Origin of the sequence: Variovorax sp. V116 (assembly GCF_041154435.1) — a bacterium.
GTDB classification, from domain to species: domain Bacteria; phylum Pseudomonadota; class Gammaproteobacteria; order Burkholderiales; family Burkholderiaceae_C; genus Variovorax; species Variovorax paradoxus.
In genome coordinates this window covers 207,202-230,283 of sequence record NZ_AP028661.1, presented here as the reverse complement: position 1 = coordinate 230,283, position 23,082 = coordinate 207,202, and the positions used below count along the sequence as shown (strand labels likewise).

Annotated in this window: 20 protein-coding genes, 1 tRNA gene and 2 pseudogenes; 15 read left to right on the top strand and 8 right to left on the bottom strand. The window is 68.2% G+C overall.

Annotated elements, in window-relative coordinates; all coding sequences use genetic code 11:
• Window positions 1-2 precede the first annotated feature (2 nt).
• On the top strand, window positions 3-809 hold the full coding sequence (locus ACAM58_RS01145) for a cyclase family protein (RefSeq protein WP_018903343.1): 807 nt from the start codon (window positions 3-5) through the stop codon (window positions 807-809).
• Between the two features lie 19 nt (window positions 810-828).
• Window positions 829-2,154 (top strand): fumarylacetoacetase, encoded by a 1,326-nt coding sequence (gene fahA, locus ACAM58_RS01140; protein ID WP_369663906.1) that lies wholly within the window; start codon window positions 829-831, stop codon window positions 2,152-2,154.
• 62 nt (window positions 2,155-2,216) lie between these two features.
• Here the strand turns inward: fahA and ACAM58_RS01135 are convergent.
• Window positions 2,217-2,292 (bottom strand) — tRNA-Gly (locus tag ACAM58_RS01135).
• Window positions 2,293-2,346: 54 nt separating this feature from the next.
• A complete protein-coding gene (locus ACAM58_RS01130) occupies window positions 2,347-3,255 on the bottom strand; it encodes an NAD(P)/FAD-dependent oxidoreductase (RefSeq protein WP_369663905.1) in 909 nt (302 codons plus the stop codon).
• Between ACAM58_RS01130 and ACAM58_RS01125 the strand changes: the two are divergent.
• Window positions 3,254-3,322 (top strand): annotated as a pseudogene (locus tag ACAM58_RS01125) (hypothetical protein); the annotation flags it as partial. The gene ACAM58_RS01130 and the pseudogene ACAM58_RS01125 overlap by 2 nt on opposite strands.
• On the opposite strand, the pseudogene ACAM58_RS01120 reads toward ACAM58_RS01125, so the two are convergent.
• Window positions 3,320-3,706 (bottom strand): annotated as a pseudogene (locus ACAM58_RS01120) (Rrf2 family transcriptional regulator); the annotation flags it as partial. The pseudogenes ACAM58_RS01125 and ACAM58_RS01120 overlap by 3 nt on opposite strands.
• 251 nt (window positions 3,707-3,957) lie before the next feature.
• On the opposite strand from ACAM58_RS01120, the gene ACAM58_RS01115 reads away from it, so the two are divergent.
• The gene (locus tag ACAM58_RS01115; RefSeq protein ID WP_307593149.1) at window positions 3,958-4,497 is read left to right on the top strand and encodes an adhesin; all 540 of its coding nucleotides are present in this window, start codon (window positions 3,958-3,960) and stop codon (window positions 4,495-4,497) included.
• Between the two features lie 56 nt (window positions 4,498-4,553).
• Here ACAM58_RS01115 and ACAM58_RS01110 read toward each other — a convergent pair whose 3' ends face one another.
• The 5 genes from ACAM58_RS01110 to ACAM58_RS01090 all read right to left on the bottom strand — a co-directional run bounded on the left by ACAM58_RS01110 (window position 4,554) and on the right by ACAM58_RS01090 (window position 10,641).
• Window positions 4,554-4,994, bottom strand: coding sequence for a MaoC family dehydratase (locus tag ACAM58_RS01110; protein WP_307593150.1), 441 nt, complete (start codon window positions 4,992-4,994; stop codon window positions 4,554-4,556).
• A 10-nt stretch (window positions 4,995-5,004) separates the two neighbouring features.
• Window positions 5,005-6,291 carry a benzoyl-CoA 2,3-epoxidase subunit BoxA gene (gene boxA, locus ACAM58_RS01105; RefSeq protein WP_369663904.1) on the bottom strand — a complete coding sequence of 429 codons (1,287 nt, stop codon included), beginning with the start codon at window positions 6,289-6,291 and terminating at the stop codon, window positions 5,005-5,007.
• Between the two features lie 128 nt (window positions 6,292-6,419).
• On the bottom strand, window positions 6,420-7,847 hold the full coding sequence (boxB, locus tag ACAM58_RS01100) for a benzoyl-CoA 2,3-epoxidase subunit BoxB (RefSeq protein WP_307593152.1): 1,428 nt from the start codon (window positions 7,845-7,847) through the stop codon (window positions 6,420-6,422).
• A gap of 37 nt (window positions 7,848-7,884) precedes the next feature.
• Window positions 7,885-9,561: a 2,3-epoxybenzoyl-CoA dihydrolase gene (gene boxC, locus ACAM58_RS01095; RefSeq protein ID WP_307593153.1), complete on the bottom strand. Its 1,677-nt coding sequence runs from the start codon at window positions 9,559-9,561 to the stop codon at window positions 7,885-7,887.
• 129 nt (window positions 9,562-9,690) lie between these two features.
• On the bottom strand, window positions 9,691-10,641 hold the full coding sequence (locus tag ACAM58_RS01090; protein ID WP_012745257.1) for a helix-turn-helix transcriptional regulator: 951 nt from the start codon (window positions 10,639-10,641) through the stop codon (window positions 9,691-9,693).
• 200 nt (window positions 10,642-10,841) lie between these two features.
• Between ACAM58_RS01090 and ACAM58_RS01085 the strand changes: the two genes are divergently transcribed.
• From ACAM58_RS01085 to ACAM58_RS01035, 11 genes are all read left to right on the top strand, one after another.
• Entirely contained in the window at window positions 10,842-11,315 is a 474-nt protein-coding gene (locus ACAM58_RS01085; protein ID WP_307593154.1) for a DUF4863 family protein, read from the top strand.
• A complete protein-coding gene (locus tag ACAM58_RS01080) occupies window positions 11,312-12,862 on the top strand; it encodes a 3,4-dehydroadipyl-CoA semialdehyde dehydrogenase (RefSeq protein WP_307593155.1) in 1,551 nt (516 codons plus the stop codon). Before ACAM58_RS01085 ends, ACAM58_RS01080 begins: the two co-directional genes overlap by 4 nt.
• A gap of 27 nt (window positions 12,863-12,889) precedes the next feature.
• Entirely contained in the window at window positions 12,890-14,437 is a 1,548-nt protein-coding gene (locus tag ACAM58_RS01075) for a benzoate-CoA ligase family protein (protein WP_307593156.1), read from the top strand.
• A 151-nt stretch (window positions 14,438-14,588) separates the two neighbouring features.
• Window positions 14,589-15,392, top strand: coding sequence for an alpha/beta fold hydrolase (locus ACAM58_RS01070; protein WP_307593157.1), 804 nt, complete (start codon window positions 14,589-14,591; stop codon window positions 15,390-15,392).
• Window positions 15,389-16,561, top strand: a complete 1,173-nt coding sequence (locus tag ACAM58_RS01065) for an ABC transporter substrate-binding protein (protein WP_307593158.1) — start codon at window positions 15,389-15,391, stop codon at window positions 16,559-16,561. The genes ACAM58_RS01070 and ACAM58_RS01065 overlap by 4 nt, the downstream gene beginning before the upstream one ends.
• Window positions 16,562-16,715: 154 nt before the next feature.
• Window positions 16,716-17,588 carry a branched-chain amino acid ABC transporter permease gene (locus tag ACAM58_RS01060; protein WP_307593159.1) on the top strand — a complete coding sequence of 291 codons (873 nt, stop codon included), beginning with the start codon at window positions 16,716-16,718 and terminating at the stop codon, window positions 17,586-17,588.
• Window positions 17,585-18,559, top strand: coding sequence for a branched-chain amino acid ABC transporter permease (locus ACAM58_RS01055; protein WP_307593160.1), 975 nt, complete (start codon window positions 17,585-17,587; stop codon window positions 18,557-18,559). Before ACAM58_RS01060 ends, ACAM58_RS01055 begins: the two co-directional genes overlap by 4 nt.
• A gap of 139 nt (window positions 18,560-18,698) precedes the next feature.
• Window positions 18,699-19,445: an ABC transporter ATP-binding protein gene (locus tag ACAM58_RS01050; RefSeq protein ID WP_018903359.1), complete on the top strand. Its 747-nt coding sequence runs from the start codon at window positions 18,699-18,701 to the stop codon at window positions 19,443-19,445.
• Between the two features lies 1 nt (window position 19,446).
• The gene (locus ACAM58_RS01045; protein WP_018903360.1) at window positions 19,447-20,148 is read left to right on the top strand and encodes an ABC transporter ATP-binding protein; all 702 of its coding nucleotides are present in this window, start codon (window positions 19,447-19,449) and stop codon (window positions 20,146-20,148) included.
• Window positions 20,149-20,168: 20 nt separating this feature from the next.
• The gene (locus ACAM58_RS01040; protein ID WP_307593161.1) at window positions 20,169-21,053 is read left to right on the top strand and encodes a helix-turn-helix domain-containing protein; all 885 of its coding nucleotides are present in this window, start codon (window positions 20,169-20,171) and stop codon (window positions 21,051-21,053) included.
• Window positions 21,054-21,161: 108 nt separating this feature from the next.
• On the top strand, window positions 21,162-23,072 hold the full coding sequence (locus tag ACAM58_RS01035; RefSeq protein WP_307593162.1) for a tannase/feruloyl esterase family alpha/beta hydrolase: 1,911 nt from the start codon (window positions 21,162-21,164) through the stop codon (window positions 23,070-23,072).
• Window positions 23,073-23,082 lie beyond the last annotated feature (10 nt).

Genomic DNA, 23,082 nt, shown 5'->3' with positions numbered 1-23,082 from the left:
CCATGCCACGCAAATTCGTCGACCTTTCGATCTTTCTCGAGAACGATGTGCTGTCCGATCCGCCGGCCTTCGCGCCGAAGATCCAGTACTTCACGCACGAGCAGACCTACGAGCAGATCGAGCCCTTCTTTCCAGGCCTCAAGAAAGAAGACCTGCCCGACGGCGAAGGGTGGGCCGTGGAGCTGGTGCAGCTGTCGACGCACAACGGCACGCACCTCGATGCGCCCTATCACTTCCACTCGACCATGGACAAGGCGCTGGGCGAGAAGAAGCCCGCCATCGCGATCCACGAGGTGCCGCTCGAATGGTGCTTCCAGCCCGGCGTGAAGCTCGACTTCCGTCACTTCGCCGACGGCTATGTGGTCACGGCGAATGACGTCGAGGCCGAACTGAAGCGCATCGGCCACACGCTGAGCCCGCTGGAGATCGTGGTGGTGAACACGCGCGCGGGCTCGCGCTACGGCCACAACGACTACGTCTCGGCCGGCGCCGGCATGGGCTACGAGGCCACCATGTATCTGCTGGAGCGCGGCGTGCGCCTCACGGGCACCGACGCCTGGAGCTGGGACGCGCCCTTCGTGCACACCGCCAAGAAGTACGGCGAGACGCACGACGCCTCGCTGATCTGGGAAGGCCACAAGGCCGGCCGCGACATCGGCTACTGCCACATCGAGAAGCTGCACAACCTCGAGGCGCTGCCGCCCACGGGCTTTTTCATCAGCTGCTTTCCGCACAAGATTCGCGGCGCGTCGGCCGGCTGGACGCGCGCGGTGGCGATCTTCGACGATGCGCTGATGGCGTCGGCCTGAAACGCGGGAGGCCAGGGCCATGAATGCCGCGCTCAACCACACGCACGACGCCAACGCCAGGAGCTGGGTCGCCGCTGCCAACACGGAAGGCACCGACTTTCCGATCCAGAACCTGCCCTACGCGGTGTTCCGCCGCACCGGCAGCCCGCAGCCGTTCCGCGGCGGCGTGGCCATTGGCGACCAGGTGCTCGACATGGCCGCGCTCTCCGCGCGCCAGCTGCTCGACGGACTTGCGCTCGATGCGGCCCGTGCTGCCGCGCTGCCAGCGCTCAACGATTTCTTCGCGCTCGGCGGCACCGCATGGCGTGCGCTGCGCCACGCGGTGTTCGCCTTGCTGCGCGACGATGCACCGGCCGCCACGGCCAAGCTCGTGCGCGAATGCCTGGTGCCGCAGGCCGAGGTCGAATACACCTTGCCCGCGCGCATCGGCGACTACACCGACTTCTACACCTCCATCGACCATGCGCTGAACATCAGCCGCCTGATGAACCCCGAAGGCGACGTGACGCCCAACTTCCGCTGGATTCCGACGGCCTACCACGGGCGCGTGTCGACCATCGGCATCAGCGGCCAGCGCTTTCACCGCCCGATGGGGCAGACCATGGCGCCGGGCGCCAAGGCACCCACGTTCCACGCCTGCGCGCGGCTCGACTATGAGCTCGAGCTTGGCATCTGGATCGGCGAAGGCAATGCGGCCGGCGAACCGATTCCGCTCGAACGCGCGGAAGAGCACATCTTCGGCATCTGCCTGCTCAACGACTGGTCGGCGCGCGACATCCAGTTCTGGGAGATGGCGCCACTCGGTCCCTTCCTTGCGAAGAATTTCGCGACCACCATCTCGCCGTGGATCGTGACGATGGAAGCGCTCGCGCCCTATCGCCAGGCCTGGACGCGGCCCGCTGGCGAGCCCCAGCCGCTGGCCTACCTCGAAAGCCGCGGCAACCGCGAAAGTGGCGCGATCGACATCCGGCTGGAGGTCTGGCTCGAAAGCGAGAGGGCGCGCAGCGAGGGGAGCGGGCCTTCGCGCCTGTCGCGCACCAGCTTCAGGCACCAGTACTGGAGCGTGGCGCAGATGGTGGCACACCACACGGTGGGCGGCTGCAGCCTGAACCCGGGCGACCTGTTCGGCAGCGGCACCATCTCGGGACCGGGGCCGGGCGAGGCCGGCGCGATCATCGAGCTGACGCGCGCCGCGCAGGACCCGGTCACGCTGGCCAACGGCGAGCAGCGCGGCTTCCTGGAAGACGGCGATGCAGTGCTGCTGCGCGGCTGGTGCGAGAAGCCGGGCCATGCGCGCATCGGCTTCGGCGAAAGCCGCGGGACGGTGCTGCCCGCCAAGGGCTGAAGGCATCCATCCGGCGCGCCAAAAGAAAAGGCCACCGGTGAGGTGGCCTTTTGCATGAAATGTGGAGCGGGAAAAGAGTCTCGAACTCTCGACCTCAACCTTGGCAAGGTTGCGCTCTACCAACTGAGCTATTCCCGCATTTCGAGCCGCAGATTATAGCCTGGTTTTTTCAGGCCTTCTTCGGCTCCTCGCTCAGTGGCCGAACACCGAGGCACGGTGCAGCGAAATGCCGGCCATCACGCCATCGGCCGAAGCCATCGTGGCGTTGTGGAACATCATGGCCGCATCCCCGGCCGCGAACACGCCGGGCACCGTGGTCATCTTCATTGCGTCGGTGCGGATCAGCGGGCCGAAGCCGCCCTCGTCGATCGCGCATCCGAGCTGCTCGGCAAGCGGGCTTGCGAGGCGCGTGCGCGGCACGAGGAACATCGCATCGAGCGGCACGCGCCGGCCGTCCGCGAATCGGACGCCCGAGAGCTCGGTAGGCGACGGCCCCTCGAGCGCCGCGATGCGGCCCGGCTCGATCGCCACGCCGCGCGCCTGCAGCCTGGCGCGCGTCTCCTCGTCCACCGCGTTGTTGCCGTTGAGGAACAGCGTGGCCGATCCCCATTCGGCGAACAGGATCGCATGCTCGGGCGCATGGGGCCGCTCGATCAGGATGCCCAGGCGCCGGCCGCTGACTTCATAGCCGTGGCAGTACGGGCAGTGCAGCACGCTTCGGCCCCAGCGTTCGCGCACGCCTTCGATCTGCGGAAAACCGTCCTCGACGCCGAAGGCGAGCACGATCCGGCTGGCCGACAGCGGCGCGCCGCCGCCTTCGAGCGAAAGGGCGAACCCGCCCGCGCCGTCGGCCCGCGCCTCGGCGACCCGGCCCTCGACGAAGCTGGCATTCGGATACGCGAGCACCTTGGCGCGCGCATCGGCAATCATCTTCAAGGGCGGCGTGCCGTCCTGCCCGAAGAAGCCGTGCGAAGCGGCGGCGAAGCGGTTGCGCGGTGCGCCCGCATCGACGATGCAGACGGTTTTTCGCGCGCGCGCAAGCTGCAGGGCAGCGGAAAGGCCGGCAAAGCTGCCGCCCACGACCAGAGCGTCATAGTGCATGTTCGATGTCCTTGCGAGTGAAGCCGCCGCCCGTCATGCGGCGGTGGAAGTCCTTGGAAAGATCGGCCAGCGTGATGCTGTGGAAACGCTCGAGCAGCAGGGCCTCGGCCTCGCGGCAGGCGCCGTCGAGCGCCGCATTCACGGCCTGCTCGACGATGCAGCCTGGGCTCTCGGTGCGGTTGCCCATGGCCAGCAGCGCCGGAGACCCCACCGCCTGGTGGATGTCGCCGAGCGTCACCGCATCGAGCGGGCACGACAGCACCCAGCCGCCGCCATGGCCCTTGGCCGAACTCACGAAGCCCGCCTCGCGCAGGCCCGCCATGACCCGGCGCACCACGACGGGATTGGTCTGCATGGCCATGGCCAGCGATTCGGAGGTGACGGGCCCCTCCATCTCGGCCATGTGCAGCAGTGCGTGGAGAACACCTGAAAGCTTGCTGTCTCGTTTCATGCAACATTATGAGTTGCGTGAAATCGGAGGCACTCGAGAGGCCGCATTTGACCCTGCGGGCATTGCGGTTGCCTTCCCCCCTGGGAGGGGCGCGCCGCCTAACGCACGACCCCCCATTCCGGACGACGGAGGCGTCCCACACGCGCCGGGGGCCACCTCGCACACGGCGACATGTGCGGAGGTGGTCACGGTAGCGACCGAACTGGCCCAAAGCCGGTTCAGTGACCATTCAACGAAAGGAAAAGTCACCTATGAAGCAGCAACAACACAAATCCCTTTTCGTCGGCGCCTTGCTCGCAGGCCTTCTTGCCATGAGCGGCTTCGCACAGGCACAGAGCGTGGGCGTGGGCGTGGGCGTGAATGCCGACGTCAACACATCGGGCAGCGCGACCGCGCCCCAACGCCAAGGCGCCGCGGGCGCCGGTGCACGCACCGAGGGAAGTGCCGGCGGCAGTGCCGCCACGAATGCCGGCGTGCAACCGGTCGAAGTTCCCGGCAAGGCCGCAGGCGGGCTGGGCAACACCCTGGGCGGCGTGGTCGGCGGTGCCACCAACGCAGTCGGCGGTGCCACCAGCGCAGTCGGCGGTGCCACCAGCGCCGTGGGCGGTGCCACCAATGCCGCGACCGGCGCGGCCGGCAACGTGACCGGCGCGACCAATGTCGTCGGTGACACGGTGGGCGGCGTGACCGGCGCCGCAGGCTCGGCCGGCGGCGCGCTGAAGGCACCGGCCGTGGGCGCCAAGGCCAGCGGCAAGGCCAAGGGATCCGGCGCGGTCGACGTCAAGAAATAAGCACTTCGCTCAGGGAAAGAAGCCCGCGGTGCGCCTGCGCCGCGGGCTTTTTTTTCTTAACTCGCTTCCAGCCTGAACAGGCTCGTCACTTCCACGTCGAGCACCATCAGCTCGCGCTGGTTGAAGAGCCGCCAGCGCCAGCGCAGGATGCCGAGCGTGGGCCGCTTCTCGGAGCGCCGCGCCTCGATGACGTCGGCCACGAGCCGCAAGGCATCGCCGGGCCGCACCGGATGGGGCCAGCGCACATGCTCGAGCCCCGGAGAGGCAAAAGATTCCGAGCCCCTGAGCGCGGCATCGACCACGAGCCGCATCGCGATCGAGCAGGTGTGCCAGCCGCTCGCGATCAGCCCGCCGAAGGCGCTGTCCGCCGCGGCGACGGCGTCGGTGTGGAACCACTGCGGGTCGTAGGCCTGTGCGAAGCCGATGAGCTCCGCTTCGGACACGACATAGGGCCCGGCCTCGATGACCTGGCCGGGGTGGAAGTCGGCGAACTTCATTCGCCGCAGCTTAATAGGTTTCGAGGTGCAGCCGGCCTTCGCGCTTCAGTGCGGCGCCCACGGTGTCCCAATCGAGCCCTGCTTCCTTCGCCACGTCGCGCAAGGCAAGCACCACGCCTTCTTCCATGCTCTTGAGCCCGCACACGTAGAAGTGGCTTGCGCCGTCCTTCAGCAACGCGGCCAGGTCGGCGGCGCGTTCGCGCATCAGGTCCTGCACGTAGCGCCTGGGTTGGCCCGGCGTGCGCGAGAACGCGAGGTTGATGTCGATGAAGTCCTTGGGCAGCGACTGCAGCGGCCCGAAGTACGGCAGCTCCTGCTGCGTGCGCGCGCCGAAGAACAGCATGAGCTTGCCGCCTTCGAACTTGCCGCTCTTGCGCAGGCGCCGGCGCCATTCGGTCATGGCGCGCATCGGCGCGCTGCCGGTGCCGGTGCAGATCATCACGATGTGCGACTTGGGATGGTTCGGCATCAGGAACGAGGAACCGAACGGGCCCACCACCTGCACCGTGTCGCCCACCTTCAGGTCGCAGACGTAGTTGGAGCACACGCCGCGCACCGGGTCGCCCTGGTGGTCTTCGGTCACGCGCTTCACGGTGAGCGACACGTTGTTGTAGCCGGGCCGCTCGCCGTTGCGCGGGCTGGCCACCGAGTACTGGCGCGCATGGTGGCGTTTGCCGATGGCATCGACGCCCGGCGGCACGATGCCGATCGACTGGCCTTCGAGCACCGGGAACGGCACCACGCCGAAGTCGAGCACGATGTGGTGGGTCTCGCTGTCGAAGCCCGCCTCGGTGCAGTTGAAGTTGCCCACCACGGTGGCCGTGGTCGGCGACTTCGGCGCAAAGAGGTTGGTGTAGGCGTGCGCGGCCGACCAGGGCGGCACGGTGGCGCCGTACTGGGCCGAGTTGAAGACCGGCTCGACGGCGTCGACGGCAGTCTGGCTCGATGCGGGCGCGGCAGCCGGCGCGGCTTCATCGCCGGCATCGGCGGCGGAAACGCCTGCGGCCTCGAGCTCCTCGGGCGTGAGCTCCGCGGGCAGCGATTCCCAGCTGAGCTGTTCCTCGATCGTGTAGGCGCGCACCAGCGGCATGGTGCGCCAGTTGTCGATCGAGCCCGTGGGGCACGGCGAGATGCAGGCCATGCAGCCATTGCAGACATCGGCGCGCACGACGTAGTTGTTGTCGTCGTGCGTGATCGCGTTGACGGGGCAGGTGGCCTCGCAGGTGTTGCAGCGGATGCAGATCTCGGGGTCGATCAGGTGCTGCTTGATGACCCCGGCTTCAACGGCCATGTCCATGTTGTTCTCCTAGAGCCCTCCCCTTTCGGGGGAGGGTTGGGTGGGAGCTTGCGGCGCTTGTCGTGGTCGCGCTGCTGGCCCCCATCCCAGCCTTCCCCCGGGAGGGGAAGGAGCAATACCAATACCCATCAACCGAAACGCACGTACTCGAAATCCACCGGCTGGCGGTTGATGCCCATCACCGGCGGCGAGATCCAGCCTGCGAACTTGCCCGGCTCAACCACGCGGCCCATCAACGATGCCACGAAAGCGAAGTCTTCGGCGCTCGGCAGCCATTCGTTGCGCTTGGCGGCCCATTCGACCTCGTTCACCACGCGGCCTTCGGGCGACATCTTGATGCCGGCGAGCGCGCCGATCTGGCGGTTGAAGGCCTTGTGCGGCACGGTCAGGCGGGTGGGGATGCCGGCCTTCTCGAGCACCTTGTTCCAGCGGCCGACGCCGGCCACCGAGTCCTTGATGAAGTCGTCGCGCAGCACTTCGTTGAGTGCGTTGAGCATCGGCACGTCCTTTTCGACGAGCTGGCCGTCCTTCACCTCGAGCACCTTGTAGGTCTGGCCCTTGAGCACGTGGTCGTCGCCGCGCTTGCCTTCCTCGTAGCGGCCCTTCAGGCCCGAGCTGTAGAAGATGGCAGCGTTGCTCGACTGGTCGGCGCCGAACAGGTCGATGGTCACGCTGTAGTGGAAGTTCAGGTAGCGCTGGATGGTGCCCAGGTCGATGGCGCCGGCCGCGCGCACCTTCTGCGCGTCGTCGGTCTTGAGTTCGTTCATGACCTGCGCGGTGCGCGCGAGCACGCGCGAGACGCCGCTCTCGCCCACGAACATGTGGTGCGCTTCCTCGGTCAGCATGAACTTGGTGGTGCGCGCGAGCGGATCGAAGGCGCTCTCGGCCAGCGCGGCCAGCTGGAACTTGCCGTCGCGGTCGGTGAAGTAGGTGAACATGAAGAACGCGAGCCAATCGGGCGTCTTCTCGTTGAAGGCACCCAGGATGCGCGGGTTGTCCTGGTCGCCCGAGGTGCGCTGCAAGAGCGCCTCGGCTTCCTCGCGGCCGTCGCGGCCGAAGTGCTTGTGCAGCAGGTAGACCATGGCCCACAGGTGGCGGCCCTCTTCCACGTTGATCTGGAACAGGTTGCGCAGGTCGTACATCGACGGTGCCGTGAGGCCCAGGTGGCGCTGCTGCTCGACCGAGGCGGGCTCGGTGTCGCCCTGCGTCACGATGATGCGGCGCAGGTTGGCGCGGTGTTCGCCGGGCACGTCCTGCCAGGCTTTCTCGCCCTTGTGGTCGCCGAAGTGGATCTCGCGGTTGGCATCGCCCGGGTTCAGGAAGATGCCCCAGCGGTAGTCGCGCATCCTCACGTGGCCGAACTGGGCCCAGCCCTGCGGGTCGACGCTCACGGCCGTGCGCAGGTAGACCTCGTGGTTGGTCGAGCCCTCGGGGCCGACGTCGTCCCACCAGTTGATGAAGTTGGGCTGCCAGCCTTCGAGCGCGCGCTGCAGCGTGCGGTCTTCGCCGAGGTTGACGTTGTTGGGGATCTTCTCGCTGTAGTTGATCGTGCTCATCGCTGTTCCTTGGGTTGTGCGGACTGGGAGTTCTTCTTCAGACGCGGTTCAGATCAAAGCCGGCTTTTTCGCCGGTGCCGTAGACCTTGAGCGCGCCCTTTTCGCCGACGGCGTTGGGGCGGTTGAAGATCCAGTTCTGCCAGGCGGTGAGCCGGCCGAAGATGCGGGTGGCCATGTTCTCCTGGCTCGCGAAGCGCAGGTTGGCTTCGAGGCCGGTGAGCGCATCGGGCGACATGGCGGCGCGCTCCTCGACGGCGATGCGGATCTCGTCGTCCCAGTCGATGTCGTCGGGCGCGGCGGTGACGAGGCCGAGCTTCAGCGCTTCATCGGCATCAAGCGGCTTGCCGGCCGCGGCGCGGGCGGCGTCCAGCGGCGCGGCTTCTTCGTAGAAGCGGCGCTGCAGGCGGCTCTGGTCGTTCACCATCGGGAAGAAGCCGAAGTTGAATTCGTTGAGCACGAGCTTGGGTGCGCGCGCGGCATCGTCGGGCAGCGCGAGCATGTAGCTGCGGTCGGCCGCAAAGGCCAGCTCGGCCAGCGTGCCGGCAAAGCACGAGCCGGCTTCGACCAGCGCGAACAGGCTGCGCGACGACACGTCCAGCCGCGCCAGCGTGCGGCGCAGTGCGCCGATGGTCTCGCGCACCAGCCAGTGGTCCTTGTGGGCGAGCATCAGGGCGTCCGATGCGAGCACGGCGGCCGCGTCGCCTTCGGTCTTGAGCAGCCAGGTGCCGATGTCGAGCTCGTTGGTGCGCAGGTTGAGGATGGCGTCGTCGAGCTCGCGGCACACGGCCAGCGGCCACCAGGCGGCGCCCGCAGCCTCGATGGCGGCAATGTCGGCCGGCTGCGTGCCGGTGGGTGCCTTGACGGTGATCGTGGCGGTGCGCTTGCTGCGGTCGATCTTCACGTCGACGTTCGAATAGGCGATGCCGTCGGCGCTGTCGGTGCGCTCGAGCCGGGTCAGCGCCACGCCCTTGCCGCTGGCCGGGCGGTCGCTCGCGGCGGCCAGCTGCGCGGCGCGCTCCTGCACGGCGGCGGCAAACTGCGCGGGCTTGGCCACGGCATCGACCAGGCGCCAGTCGACCGCGCGCTGGCCGCGCACGCCTTCGACGCTGGTGCAGAAGATGTCGGCGAGGTCATGGCGCACATGGCGCTTGTCGGTCACGCGGGTCAGGCCGCCGGTGCCGGGCAGCACGCCGAGCAGCGGCACCTCGGGCAGCGAGACGGAGGAAGAGCGGTCGTCCACCAGCAGGATCTCGTCGCAGGCCAGCGCCAGCTCGTAGCCGCCGCCGGCGCAGGCGCCGTTCACGGCCGCGATGAACTTCAGGCCCGAATGCTTCGACGAATCCTCGATGCCGTTGCGCGTCTCGTTGGTGAACTTGCAGAAGTTCACCTTCCAGGCATGGCTCGACACGCCCAGCATGAAGATGTTGGCGCCCGAGCAGAAGATGCGGTCCTTGCCGCTGGTGACGATCACGCTGCGCACTTCGGGATGCTCGAAGCGCACGCGGTTGAGCGCGTCGTTCAGTTCGATGTCCACGCCCAGGTCGTAGCTGTTGAGCTTGAGCTTGTAGCCGGGGCGGATGCCGCCGTCTTCCGCGATGTCGAGCACCAGGCGCGCCACCGGGCCTTCGAAGCTGAGCTTCCAGTGCCTGTATTGCGCGGGTTCGATGCGGTAGTCGACGCGCAGAGGCGCCTGAAGGGTCGTGGTCTCGGTCATACGGAAGTCTCCTGTGGGGGCAGATGCAAAATCGGAAGAATAATGCAGCTTCTGGCGTCGATGACATGCATCATGATGCATGCGAACAGGCAAGTCAATGCCTGAAGCGCTTTTTTTCAAAACTTCAGATCAGGCGCCGGTGCCGATTGCCTGGCGGGCCACGGTGCGCAGCGCCTGGAAGCTCTGCGCCAGCGTCTTGCCGCTGGTGTCCACCGAGAGATCGGCCTTCGAATAGAAGGCGGCGCGGCCGTTCAGGATGCGGCGCAGGTCTTCCATGGCTTCCTTGCTGGCGGCCATCGGACGGGTGTCGCCCTGCGCGGCCACGCGGCCCATGTGCTCCTCGGGCGCGGCCTGCAGCCACACGGTGGTGCAGTGCGCGAGCAGCTCGTTGAAGGTGGCGGGGTCCGAGACGATGCCGCCCGGCGTGGCAATGACCACCTCGCCGTAGATCTGGATGGCTTCCTCGAGCGCGCGGCGCTCGTAGCGGCGGTAGGCGTTGGTGCCGTAGAGGTCGTGGATCTCGCGCACGCTGCAGCCCGCGAGCTTCTCGATATCGCGGCTCAGCTCCACGAAGGGCACGTCGAGGTCGTCGGCCAGCATCTGCCCGAGCGTCGACTTGCCCGCGCCGCGCAGGCCCACGAGCGCAATGCGGCGGTGGCGCGCCGGATCGACCGAGGCCGTGCCCAGCAGCTCACCCACCGCCACGCGCACGCGGCGCAGGTCGGCCTCGCTGCGGTTCTCGAGCAGCTCGCGGATCAGCAGCCACTCGGGCGAGCTGGTGGTCACGTCGCCGACCAGCTCGGCCAGCGAGCAGTGCAGCGCGCCGGCCACCTGCTGCAGCACCAGGATCGACGCGTTGCCGATGCCGTATTCGAGATTGGCCAGGTGCCGCTCCGACACGTCGGCCGCAATGGCCACCGCCTTGCGCGTGAGGCCGCGCTGTGCGCGCAGGTTGCGCACGCGCTCGCCCAATGCCGCCAGCAATGGATTCTTGGCCTCCCCGGCCGGTGCCGCCGGGTTGCCGGCGCGCTGGCCTTCTTCGGGCGCGGGGGCCAGCACCGCGTCTACGTGCTCGTTCATGCATGTCCTCGTTCTTGGCCGGGATTGTGCGCGCTCAGGGTAAACACCATAGATGCACTATATTGCTTGACACCCATGGAGTCGATGCTTATTGTTCGGCCACAAGCAAGATACTGCACGCGCACCAATCCTGCAAGGTAGTCCGAAAGTTCGCTGCGCCATTCACCCTGCCAGCCAGCCTCCAAAAAGGAAGCCCGCCCATGTCCAGCAAGGAAGCATTTCACCAGTTGATCGCCGGCCTGGCCGCCGAAATTGCCGGCCGGCCGCTCGACGTACAGCTCGACCAGTGGCTCAACGCCACGCACGGCGCAGGCAGCGCGCGCTTCGAGGCGCTGCGCCAGGCCTGCATCGGCGGCGTGGCCGAAGGCTGGCTGTGCGAGCGCGAAGGCGGCGGCATCCGCTACGGCCGCGTGTTCAAGGCGGAGGACGCGCTGCAGCGCTTCTCGGTCGACGTGGTCGACATGCAGGACATCGCGGGGCCGCACCACACGCATCCGAACGGCGAGATCGACCTGATCATGCCGATCGAAGGCAGCCCCGGCGCCACCTTCGACGGCCGGCCCGCGGGCTGGTGCGTCTACGGTCCCGGCACCGCGCACCGCCCGACCGTGGCGAACGGCCGCGCCCTCGTTCTCTATCTCCTGCCTGAAGGGCAGATCAAGTTCACCCCATGACCGAACTCCTCCCCAACTACGTCGCCGGCCGCTGGCAAGGCGGATCGGGCGCCGGCACGCCGCTCTTCGACCCGGTGCTGGGCACCGAGCTCGTGCGCGTCGACGCCACCGGCCTGGACCTGCCCGCCGCCTTTGCCTTTGCGCGCGATGAGGGCGGCCACGCGCTGCGCGCCCTCAGCTACCGCCAGCGCGCCGGGCTGCTCGGCGCCATCGTGAAGGTGCTGCAGGCGAACCGCGATGCCTACTACGAGATCGCCACCGCGAACTCCGGCACGGTGAAGAACGACTCGGCCGTCGACATCGACGGCGCGATCTTCACGCTGGGCCAGTACGCGAAATGGGGCGATGCGCTCGGCGACGTGCGCGCGCTGCGCGACGGCGAGGCCGTGAAGCTCGGCAAGGAGCCGGTGTTCCAGTCGCAGCACCTGCAGCTGCCGACGCACGGCGTGGCGCTGTTCATCAACGCCTTCAACTTCCCGTCATGGGGGCTGTGGGAAAAGGCCGCGCCGGCGCTGCTCTCGGGCGTGCCGGTGATCGTGAAGCCCGCCACGGCCACCGCCTGGCTCACGCAGCGCATGGTCAAGGACGTGGTCGACGCGGGCGTGCTGCCCGCGGGCGCGCTCTCGGTCGTCTGCGGCAGCTCGGCGGGCCTGATGGATGCGCTGCAGCCCTTCGACGTGGTCTCGTTCACCGGCTCGGCCGAGACGGCCGCCGTGATCCGCTCGCACCCGGCCGTGGCCGAACGCTCGGTGCGCGTGAACATCGAGGCCGACAGCCTCAACAGCGCCCTGCTGCTGCCCGGCGCCGCGGCCGGCAGCGAGGCCTTCAACCTGCTGGTGCGCGAAGTGGTGCGCGAGATGACGGTCAAGTCGGGCCAGAAGTGCACCGCGATCCGCCGCATCCTGGTGCCGGCCGAGCTCTACGACGCCGCGGCCCAGGCCATCGGCGCGAAGCTCAAAGGTGTGACGGTGGGCAATCCGCGCAACGAGAGCGTGCGCATGGGTTCGCTCGTGAGCCGGGCGCAGATGAACGCAGTGAGCGAGGGCCTGGAAGCGCTCTCTGCGCAGGCCGGCGTGCTGTACGACGGGCGCAACACGCCGCTGATCGATGCCGAACCGTCGGTAGCCGCCTGCATCGGCCCCGTGCTGCTGGGTGCGCGCCACGCCGATGCGGCGCAGCGCGTGCACGACGTGGAAGTGTTCGGGCCCGTCGCCACGCTGCTGCCCTACCGCGACCTGGCGCACGGCATCGCGCTGGCGCATCGCGGCCAGGGTTCGCTCGTGACTTCGCTCTATGGCAGCGACGACGCTGCGCTGGCGCAGGCCGCGCTCGCGGTGGCGCCGAGCCACGGCCGGGTGCACGTGATCACGCCCGAGGTGGCGCAGGCCCACACCGGCCACGGCAACGTGATGCCGATGTCGCTGCACGGCGGCCCGGGCCGCGCGGGCGGCGGCGCCGAGCTCGGCGGCCTGCGCGCGCTGGACTTCTACCATCGCCGCAGCGCGGTGCAGGCGAGCCCCGGCGTGCTGGCCGCACTGGGCCTCTAGAAAAAAAACCCGGCCGAAGGAGACAACATGACCCTGCCCCAACGATTCAATTTCGCCGAGCACCTGTTCGCGCTGAACCGCGGCCGCGCCAATCGCACGGCCTACATCGACGACCGCGGCACGCTCGCCTACGGCCAGCTCGAGGACCGTGCACGCCGCCTGGCCGCCGCGCTCAAGGCCGCCGGCGTGCGGCGCGAAGAGCGCGTGCTGCTGCTGATGCTCGACAGCAGCGATTGGCCCGTGAGTTTTCTCGGCTGCCTCTATGCCGGCGTGGTCCCCGTCGCCGTCAACACGCTGCTCACGCCCGCGGACTACGCCTACATGCTCGACCACAGCCGCGCGCAGGCCGCGCTGGTGTCGGGCGCGCTGCTGCCCACGCTGCAGGAGGCGATGGCGCTCGGCGCGCATGAAGTGCACACGCTGGTCGTCTCGCAGCCAACGGGCGCGCTGCACGAAGGCGCGCAGGAATTCGAAGCCGCGCTCGCCGCCGCCCAGCCGATGGCAGCGCCCGCAGCCACGGCTTCCGATGACCCCGGCTTCTGGCTGTACTCCTCCGGCTCCACCGGCAAGCCCAAAGGCACGGTCCACACGCATGCCAACCTGTGGTGGACGGCCGAGCTCTACGGCAAGCCGGTGCTCGGGCTGGCCGAGAACGACGTGTGCTTCTCGGCCGCCAAGATGTACTTCGCGTACGGGCTGGGCAATGCGCTGACCTTTCCGCTGTCGGTCGGCGCCACGGTGGTGCTGATGGCCGAGCGCCCCACGCCCGACGCCACCTTCCGCCGCTGGGTGGAGCACAAACCCACCGTGTTCTTCGGCGCGCCCACCGGCTTCGCGGGCATGCTCGCCTCGCCGAAGCTGCCGGCGCGCGAAGCCGTGGCCTTGCGCATGTGTTCTTCCGCCGGCGAGGCACTGCCCGGCGAGATCGCGCAGCGCTTCAAGGCGCACTTCGGCTGCGAGATCATCGACGGCATCGGCTCGACCGAGATGCTGCACATCTTCATCTCCAACCGCCCCGGCGACGTGCGCTACGGCACCACCGGCCGGCCGGTGGAAGGCTACGAGGTCGAGCTGCGCGGCGAGGACGGCCGCCCGGTGCCCGATGGCGAAGTGGGCGACCTCTACATCCGCGGCCCGAGCGCGGCGCTCATGTACTGGTGCAACCGCGAGAAGTCGCGCGAGACCTTCCAGGGCGGCTGGACCAAGAGCGGCGACAAGTACACGCGCGACGCCGACGGCTACTACACCTATGCCGGACGCAGCGACGACATGCTCAAGGTCAGCGGCATCTATGTGTCGCCCTTCGAGGTGGAAGCCACGCTGATGCAGCACCCCGCGGTGCTCGAGGCCGCGGTGATCGGCAAGGAAGACGCGGACGGGCTGACCAAGACCAAGGCCTTTGTCGTGCTGAAGGACGGCCAGTCGGTCGGCGACGAAGAGCTGAAGGCCTTCGTGAAGGAAAGGCTCGCGCCGTACAAGTACCCGCGCTTCCTGGAATTCGTGCAGGAGCTGCCGAAGACGGCGACGGGGAAGATCCAGCGGTTTCGCTTGCGCGAGCGGGAGAGGCAGGCATGAGCATGAGCATGAGCATGAGGTTCCCGCGTTGTTCCCTCTCCCTCCGGGAGAGGGCTAGGGTGAGGGCTTCGGCCTTCGCAAAAGCACCGCCTTCGCCAGCGCCGCTGGCCCTCACCCCCGCCCTCTCCCAGAGGGAGAGGGAGCAACAGCCATGACTCCCGACTTCGCCACCATCTCCTGGCGCGGCCACCCCGTGCGCATCGAATGCCAATGGATCGCCCCCGAGCGCACCGATGCCCCGCTCATCGTCTTCCTGCACGAAGGCCTCGGCTCCATCGCGATGTGGAAGGACTTCCCCACCCGGGTCTGTGAAGCCGCCAACGCCCGCGGCCTCGTGTTCTCGCGCCCCGGCTACGGCCGCTCGACGCCGCGCGCAGACGACGAGATCTGGGACGTCGACTTCATGCACCGCCAGGCACACGAGGTGCTGCCCGCGCTCTTCACCGCACTGAAGCTCGACGACGAGAAACCCTGGCTCTTCGGCCACAGCGACGGCGGCTCGATCTCGCTGCTGTATGCCTCGCGCTTTGCGGACCGCGTCAGCGGCCTCGTGGTGCTCGCGCCGCACATCTTCGTGGAAGACGTGACCGTCGCGAACATCGAGCAGGCCCGCACCGCGTATCTCTCGACCGACCTGCCGGCGAAGCTCGGCCGCTACCACGACAGCGCCGACTCGGCCTTCTGGGGCTGGAACCGCATCTGGCTGCATCCGCCCTTCCGCGAATGGAACATCGAGGCCGAGCTCCACGCCATCCGCTGCCCCGTCCTCGCCATCCAGGGCACGGGCGACGAGTACGGCACGCTCGCGCAGATCCACGGCATCGCGGCGCGCGTCAGGGGATGCGAGCTGCTCGAAATCCCGGAATGCGGGCATTCCCCGCATCGCGATCAGCCGGATCGTGTCATCGTCGCGGCCACCGCTTTCATCACCAACAACAGGAGACAAACACCATGACCATTCGCACTGCCCGCCTGGCCCTCACGGCCATCGCCTTCGCCGCCCTGGCCAGCGCCGCCGGCGCGCAGGGTTCGGCCAAGCTCAAGGTCGGCCTGATGCTGCCCTACAGCGGCACCTACACCGCGCTGGGCGTGGCCATCGAGAACGGCTTCAAGCTCTATGTCGACGAGCACGGCGGCAAGCTCGCCGGCCGCGAGATCGAATACTTCAAGGTCGACGACGAGTCCGACCCGGCCAAGGCCACCGACAACGTCAACAAGCTGATCAAGCGCGACAACGTCGACGTGATCGTCGGCACCGTGCACTCGGGCGTCGCCATGGCCATGGCCAAGGCCGCCAAGGAAAGCGGCACCGTGCTGATCGTGCCGAACGCGGGCGCCGACGCGGTCACGGGCCCGATGTGCGCGCCCAACATCTTCCGCAGTTCGTTCAGCAACTGGCAGCCGGCCTTCGCGATGGGCGAAGTGGCGGCCAAGCAGCAGGGCAAGAAGAAGGCGATGACCATCACCTGGAAGTACGCGGCGGGCGACGAGTCGGTCAACGGTTTCAAAGAAGGCTTCGAGAAGAACGGCGGCAAGGTCGACAAGCAGCTCACGCTGCCCTTTCCGAACGTCGAGTTCCAGGCGCTCCTGACCGAGATCGCGGCGGCCAAGCCCGATGCGGTGTATGCCTTCTTCGCGGGCGGCGGCGCGGTGAAGTTCGTCAAGGACTACCAGGCCGCGGGCCTGAGCAAGACCATTCCGCTCTACGGCCCGGGCTTTTTGACCGACGGCACCTTGGACGCCCAGGGCGAGGCCGCCCAAGGCATGCTGACCACGCTGCACTACGCCGACGGCCTCAACACCGCACGCGACAACGCCTTCCGCGTCGGCTACGCCAAGGCCTTCAAGCTGCAGCCCGACGTGTATGCCGTGCAGGGCTACGACGCGGCGCAGATGCTGGGCGTGGGCCTGGCTGCCACCAAGGGCGACATCGGCAAGAAGGCCGAGTTCACCGCCGCCATCGAGAAGGCCAAGATCGACAGCCCGCGCGGCACGTTCACCATGAGCAAGTCGCACAACCCGGTGCAGGACATCTACCTGCGCAAGGTGGAAGGCAAGGAGAACAAGCTGGTGAGCACCGCGATCAAGGGCCTTGCAGACCCGGCCCGCGGCTGCCGGATGTAGCCCACCCCCGTCCCTCGCTCACTGCGTGTAGCTCGACTCCCCCTCGAGGGGGCGACACCGGCGGCCCGGCGAAGCCGGTTCCGCGGTGTCTCACGAACATCGCGGGCGCTGCGCGCCACGCTCTTTCTTCAAGCCACTACCGGGATGACCTAACGTGGATTTCGGCACCTTCCTTGTCCAGTGCCTGAACTCGGTTCAGTACGGACTTCTTCTGTTCCTGGTGGCCTCGGGGCTCACGCTGATCTTCGGGATCATGGGCGTGATCAACCTTGCGCACGGCAGCTTCTACATGATCGGCGCGTACATGGCGTTCGCGCTCTCGCCGCTGTTCGGCGACCAGTTCTTGCTGATGCTGGTGGCCGGCGTGGTGCTGGCGGCGATCTTCGGCTACCTGCTCGAATGGGCCTTCTTCAGCTACCTCTACCAGCGCGACCACCTGCAGCAGGTGCTGATGACCTACGGGCTCATCCTGGTGTTCGAGGAGCTGCGCTCCATTCTCGTGGGCAACGACGTGCACGGCGTGAAGGTGCCGGCCTGGCTGGACGGCAGCTTTGCGCTCGGCAACGTCATGAGCTATCCGTGGTACCGGCTCTTCGCCTCGGCCGCCTGCATCGTGCTGGCGGTGGCGCTGTACTGGGTGGTCAACCGCACGCGGCTGGGCATGATGATCCGCGCCGGCGCGAGCAACCGCGACATGGTGCGGGGCCTGGGCATCGACGTGAAACGGCTCTACCGCATCGTGTTTGCGGCCGGCGTGGCGCTCGCGGCGCTGGCCGGAATGATCGCGGCGCCGATGTCCTCGGTGTATCCCAACATGGGCGCAAGCGTGCTCATCATCTGCTTCGTGCTGGTGGTGATCGGCGGCATCGGCTCGATCACGGGCGCGCTCGTGGCCTCGCTGCTGGTGGGCTTCGTCGACACCTTCGGCAAGGTGTTCTTCGCGGACCTGAGCGGCATCGGCATCTATCTGCTGATGGCCATCGTGCTGATCTGGAAACCCGAAGGGCTGATGGGGAGGCGGCCATGACGCAGGCCCACACTTCTTCCATGCGGCGCGGCGCGTTCCTCGTGCCGGTGGCCTGCGCCATTGCCATCGGCGTGCTCGGCCCGCTCATGGGCAACTACGTCTCGGACTTCGTCGTCAAGGTGATGATCCTGTCGATCTTCGCGCTGAGCCTGGAGCTGCTGGTCGGCATGACGGGGCTCGTGAGCCTGGGCCATGCGGCGTTCTACGGCATCGGCGCCTACGTCACGGTGCTGGCCTCGGGCAGCGAGGGCGGCAACCTCGCGCTGCTGCTGCCGCTGGCCATGGGCGCGGCGGCGCTCTACGCATTGTTCGTAGGCGCGCTGAGCCTGCGCACGCGCGGCGTGTACTTCATCATGGTGACGCTGGCCTTCGCGCAGATGGCTTTTTTCGTGTTCCACGACACCAAGGTGGGCGGCGGCAGCGACGGCATCTACATGTACGTGCGGCCCGCCATCGGCAAGCTCGACATGGAGAACCGCATGGTGCTGTTCTACATCGTGCTCGCATCGCTGGTGTTCACCTACGGCCTCCTGGCGCTGGTGCGGCGCTCGCGCTTCGGCGCGGCGCTCGCGGGCATCCGCGTGAACGAGCAGCGCATGCGCGCGGCGGGCTTTCCGGTGTACGGCTACAAGCTCGCGGCCTTCGTGCTGGCGGGTGCGCTGGCCGGGCTCGCGGGCTTTCTGCTGGCCTCGCGCGACGGCGTGGTCAACCCCGAGCTGATGGCCTGGCACAACTCGGGCGAGGTGCTGCTGATGGTGATCCTCGGCGGCCTCGGCCACCTGCGCGGCGCGGTCATCGGCGCCATCGCGTTCACGCTGCTGAAGGAAATCTTCTCCACGCACGCGGTGATGGGGCCGCTCGCGGACCACTGGCAGCTGACGCTGGGCATCGCGATCATCGTGTTCGTGGCGTGGCTGCCCAAGGGGCTGATCGGCCTGGCGAAGCGGCTGTCGCCGAAGGGGGCTGCATGACCGGCCCCTGCATTCCCTCTTTCTCCCTCCCCTCCCGGGGGAGGGCCGGGGTGGGGGCACGCGGCCTCCAGCGCCGCGCAGCCTCGAAGGCCGCACGCCCCCATCCCCACCTTCCCCCGGAAGGGGAAGGAGCAACACCATGACCGCACTGCTTTCCGTCGAAGGCCTCACCCGCCGCTTCGGCGGCCTCACAGCCGTCAATGCCATCACGCTCGACCTGCACGTGGGCGAAGTCCATGCGGTGATCGGCACCAATGGCGCGGGCAAGTCGACGCTCATCAACATGCTCTCGGGCGAGATCGAGGCCTCCGAGGGCCGCATCGCGCTCGACGGCGTCGACATCACGCGGCGCGCGCAGTGGCGCCGCGCGCGTGCCGGCGTGGGACGCAGCTACCAGCGCACCACCATCTTCCCGGAGTTCAGCGTGCACGAGAACTGCCGGCTCGCGGCGCAGGCCGCCACGGCGCGGCCCTGGACCGTGTGGCAGTCGTCCGGGCGCTGCGCGGCCAGCAATGCGGCGGCCGACGCGGCGCTCGAGGCCGCGGGCCTGTCGAACGAAGCGCTGCGCATCGCCGGCACGCTGAGCCACGGTGCGCAGCGCCAGCTCGAAGTGGCGATGTGCCTGGCCACCAAGCCGCGCGTGCTGCTGCTCGACGAGCCGCTCGCGGGCATGGGCGCCGAGGAAACCGACCGCATGCTCACGCTGCTCGCGCGGCTGAAGGCCACGCACGCGATCCTGCTGGTGGAGCACGACATGGATGCGGTGTTCCGCATTGCGGACCGCATCACGGTGATGGTGAACGGCACGGTCATTGCCACCGGCGATCCGAAATCGATCCGCGAGAACCCCGAAGTCCGCACCGCCTATCTTGGAGAGGATCACTGACATGCTCGTCGTCCGCGATCTCAACACCTACTACGGCAACAGCCACATCCTGCGCGGCGTGCATGCCGGCATTCCGGCCGCCACCTCGGTCGGCCTGCTCGGGCGCAACGGCATGGGCAAGACCACGCTGATCCGCACGGTCATGGGCTATGTGCGACCCGCTTCGGGCGAGGTGCAGGTCGATGGCCGCACCGTCACCGGCTGGCCGCCCGAGAAGATGGCGCGCCTCGGCATCGGCTACGTGCCCGAAGGCCGCGGCATCTTTCCGAATCTCTCGGTGCGCGAGAACCTCGTGATGAGCGAGCGCGCGGGCATCGACGGCCGGCGCGCCTGGACCTTCGACCGCGTGATGGCCACCTTCCCGCGGCTGGCCGAACGGCTCTCGCACGGCGGCCAGCAGCTCTCGGGCGGCGAGCAGCAGATGCTCTCGATCGGCCGCGCGCTCATGACCAACCCGCGCCTGCTGATCCTCGACGAGGCCACCGAGGGCCTCGCGCCGCTGATCGTGGCCGAGATCTGGCGCGTGATCGGCGAGATCCGCGCGACCGGCATCGCCACGCTGATCGTGGACCGCGACTACCGCAAGGTGCTCGCGCACACCGACCTGGCGGTGGTGATGGAGAAGGGGCAGATCGTGCGGCACGGCGCATCGGCGGACCTGCTGGCCGAGCCGCAGGCGCTCGAGGAACTGCTGGGCGTGTAGAACGGATGTAGCAGGAGAGCATGGCGGTGGCGCGAGAGATCAACCTCCTCGACCTCTCGGGCAAGCCCGTGCGCTTCGACGGCAGGATGCTGATGAACGCGGCCGCCACGCCGTGGCAGGGCTTCGCGCTGGAGGTGCGCGCCATGCACGGCGACGGCGAAAACCCGGCCTGCTACAACCCCCACCCGCTGCTCGCCTTCTGCATGCGCGGTCATGCGAAGTCCGTGATGACCAGGGGGCGCCGTAGCAGCCACATCGAGACCCGGCCCGGCAGCGTGTGCATCTTCGACAAGGGATACGAGGTCGATCGCGTGACGTACTCCGGCCAGTCCGTCGAAGTGATTGCGCTGGAGATCCGCCCCGAGACCCTGCGCAGCCTGATGCCCGAGGGCGACGGCGAGCTGCGCCTGCAGACCCATCTCTCGACCACCGACGCCACCCTGACCTCGCTCGCCATCGCCATGCGCGACGAGGTGGAGCGCGGCTGCACTTCGGGCCGCATGCACGCGCAGGGCCTGTCCATGGCGCTGGTGAGCTACCTGCAGAACCGCTACGGCGGTGCGGGCAACGCAAGGCGCGCGCCGGGGCGGCTCTCGCAGGCGGACCTGCGCAAGGTCTACGACTGGGTGATGGAGCACCTGGGCGAAGACTTCGGCATCGACCAGCTCGCGGCCGAACTGAACATGAGTGCGGTGCACTTCACGCGTCTTTTCAGGGCCAGCACCGGCTCGACGCCCTACCGCTATGTGATGGAGCAGCGGGTGCGCCATTCGCTTGCGCTGCTGGAGGGCCGGTTGTCGCTCGCCGAGATCGCACATGCCGTCGGCTTCTCGAGCCAGGCGCATTTCACGCAGGTGTTCAAGCAACTGGTGGGCACCACGCCCGCGCGCGCACGGCTCGGGTAAGTCCTCGTGCGAGGTGAATGGATCCCGCAAGCGATGATCGCTTGTCGATAGACCGGAACGCAGGCGAAGGGCAAATTCGATCTCCATACAACAACCGGAGATCCCGCCATGCCTCGTCCTCAACGCCGCACGCGCACCGCATCGCGCACCGCCATCGCCGCGCGGCTGGCCGCCGCCTGCCTGGGCATCGGCACTCTTGCAACGCTCGCGGCCTGCGGCGGCAGCGGCTCTTCGGGCGCTTCGCTGCCTTTCCTTCCCGTGGTGCCGCCGCCCTCCACGCCCGGCACATCGAGCGCGCTCGCATGCGACGAAAGCCTGAAGACCGCCTTCAAGCCCGACGCAAACACCACCGTCACGGTGGTGAAGCAGTTCAAGCAGGGCGATGACCTGAACCTCGACGGCAAGGCATCGGGCACCGTGGCGGCCAGCGACGTGTGCATGGTCAAGCTCAACGTGGGGCCGGGCCATGCGGGACCGGCCGATGCGCCGTCCACCTCGCCCGGCATCGGCATCGAGGTATGGCTGCCGGCGGCAGCCAAATGGAACAACCGCCTGCGCGTGCTGGGCGGCGGCGGCTTTGTGGGCGATGCGGGCATCAGCTCCAGGACGCAGATCGGCGGTGCCGGTGCGGCGGCCATTGCGGCGGGCCAAGGATCGGTGAGTGCAGTGACCGATGCGGGGCATGCATCGAAATTGCCCGTGCCCGCGGTGGACGGCTCGTTCGCCATGAACCCCGACGGCACCGTCAACACCACGCTCTGGACCGACTTCGCGAGCCGCGGCATCCACGAGATGGCCGTGAAGGCCAAGGCGCTCGCATCCGGCTTCTACCAGCGCGACGCGCAGTACGCCTATTGGGACGGCTGCTCCACCGGCGGCCGCCAGGGCCACATGCAGGCGCAGGTGAACCCCGGCGACTTCGACGGCATCCTGGCGGGCAACAGCGCCATCAACTGGACCACCTTCATCACCTCCGAGCTCTATCCGCAGATCGTGATGCAGCGCGACCTGGGCGGCACGCCGCTCGCGGCCGAGCAGCTCGCGCTGGTGTCGTCCGCCGCGGTGAGCGCTTGCGACAGTACGCTCACTGGCCAGCACGAAGGCTTCATCAGCGACCCGGCCGCCTGCAAGTACGACCCCGTGCAGGACAAGGCGGTGCTGTGCATCGGCAGCGGCGGCACCAACGCCACCGCGGCCTGCCTGAGCACCGTGCAGGCACAGGCCGTCAACAAGATCTGGTACGGCCAGACGCGCGACGGCAGCGCGCCCGCTCCCGCGAGCGACATCGGCTACGGCGCCACGCTGGCGCCGGGCCAGCTCTGGTACGGCCTCACGCGCGGCACCTCGCTCAACAGCCCCGGCGCGCCGGGATTCTCGCTGGCGGACTCCACGGCGGGCACGCCCCATCCGTTTCCGATCGCGGCGCACCAGGTGGCCCTGAACCTGCAGGACCCGACGATCGCAACGCCCGACTTCGTGAACGCAACCGGCAACGGCGCGAACAACTGGAAGGGCCTGTCGTACGCCCAACTGGCCAATGCCAGCGATCGCGGCAAGGCGCTGCAATCCGCGTTCGCGGGCATCAACGCCGACAACCCCGACCTCGCCAGGTTCCGCGACCGCGGCGCTAAGCTGCTGACCTATCACGGCCTGGCCGACCAGCTGATCGCCAGCTCCGGCACGGCGAACTACTACGAGCGCGTGGCCAAGACGATGGGCGGCATCGAGGCCACGCAGAAGTTCTACCGCTATCTCGAAATCCCGGCGATGGGCCACTGCGTAGGCGTCGGCTCGGTCAACGGGCTCGCCGGCGTGAGCCCCGCGGCCAACCCGCCGCTGCCGGCGTCCGACCAGCTGTTCTCGGCCCTCACGGACTGGGTCGAGAAAGGCATTGCACCCGACAACCTGGTGCTGCAGAACGCCGACAAGTCGCTTGCGCGGCCGCTTTGCACCTATCCGAAAAAGATCGCCTACACGGGCGGCGATGTGAAGGCGGCGGCGAGCTTCGCCTGCCGCTGACGCCGGCGGG

What these genes read in the sequence shown, in the direction of transcription:
- ACAM58_RS01145 (WP_018903343.1), top strand. Translation starts at nt 3, where the DNA reads ATGCCACGCAAATTCGTCGACCTTTCGATCTTTCTCGAGAACGATGTG.
- fahA (WP_369663906.1), top strand. Translation starts at nt 829, where the DNA reads ATGAATGCCGCGCTCAACCACACGCACGACGCCAACGCCAGGAGCTGG.
- ACAM58_RS01130 (WP_369663905.1), bottom strand. Translation starts at nt 3,255, where the DNA reads ATGCACTATGACGCTCTGGTCGTGGGCGGCAGCTTTGCCGGCCTTTCC.
- ACAM58_RS01115 (WP_307593149.1), top strand. Translation starts at nt 3,958, where the DNA reads ATGAAGCAGCAACAACACAAATCCCTTTTCGTCGGCGCCTTGCTCGCA.
- ACAM58_RS01110 (WP_307593150.1), bottom strand. Translation starts at nt 4,994, where the DNA reads ATGAAGTTCGCCGACTTCCACCCCGGCCAGGTCATCGAGGCCGGGCCC.
- boxA (WP_369663904.1), bottom strand. Translation starts at nt 6,291, where the DNA reads ATGGACATGGCCGTTGAAGCCGGGGTCATCAAGCAGCACCTGATCGAC.
- boxB (WP_307593152.1), bottom strand. Translation starts at nt 7,847, where the DNA reads ATGAGCACGATCAACTACAGCGAGAAGATCCCCAACAACGTCAACCTC.
- boxC (WP_307593153.1), bottom strand. Translation starts at nt 9,561, where the DNA reads ATGACCGAGACCACGACCCTTCAGGCGCCTCTGCGCGTCGACTACCGC.
- ACAM58_RS01090 (WP_012745257.1), bottom strand. Translation starts at nt 10,641, where the DNA reads ATGAACGAGCACGTAGACGCGGTGCTGGCCCCCGCGCCCGAAGAAGGC.
- ACAM58_RS01085 (WP_307593154.1), top strand. Translation starts at nt 10,842, where the DNA reads ATGTCCAGCAAGGAAGCATTTCACCAGTTGATCGCCGGCCTGGCCGCC.
- ACAM58_RS01080 (WP_307593155.1), top strand. Translation starts at nt 11,312, where the DNA reads ATGACCGAACTCCTCCCCAACTACGTCGCCGGCCGCTGGCAAGGCGGA.
- ACAM58_RS01075 (WP_307593156.1), top strand. Translation starts at nt 12,890, where the DNA reads ATGACCCTGCCCCAACGATTCAATTTCGCCGAGCACCTGTTCGCGCTG.
- ACAM58_RS01070 (WP_307593157.1), top strand. Translation starts at nt 14,589, where the DNA reads ATGACTCCCGACTTCGCCACCATCTCCTGGCGCGGCCACCCCGTGCGC.
- ACAM58_RS01065 (WP_307593158.1), top strand. Translation starts at nt 15,389, where the DNA reads ATGACCATTCGCACTGCCCGCCTGGCCCTCACGGCCATCGCCTTCGCC.
- ACAM58_RS01055 (WP_307593160.1), top strand. Translation starts at nt 17,585, where the DNA reads ATGACGCAGGCCCACACTTCTTCCATGCGGCGCGGCGCGTTCCTCGTG.
- ACAM58_RS01050 (WP_018903359.1), top strand. Translation starts at nt 18,699, where the DNA reads ATGACCGCACTGCTTTCCGTCGAAGGCCTCACCCGCCGCTTCGGCGGC.
- ACAM58_RS01045 (WP_018903360.1), top strand. Translation starts at nt 19,447, where the DNA reads ATGCTCGTCGTCCGCGATCTCAACACCTACTACGGCAACAGCCACATC.
- ACAM58_RS01040 (WP_307593161.1), top strand. Translation starts at nt 20,169, where the DNA reads ATGGCGGTGGCGCGAGAGATCAACCTCCTCGACCTCTCGGGCAAGCCC.
- ACAM58_RS01035 (WP_307593162.1), top strand. Translation starts at nt 21,162, where the DNA reads ATGCCTCGTCCTCAACGCCGCACGCGCACCGCATCGCGCACCGCCATC.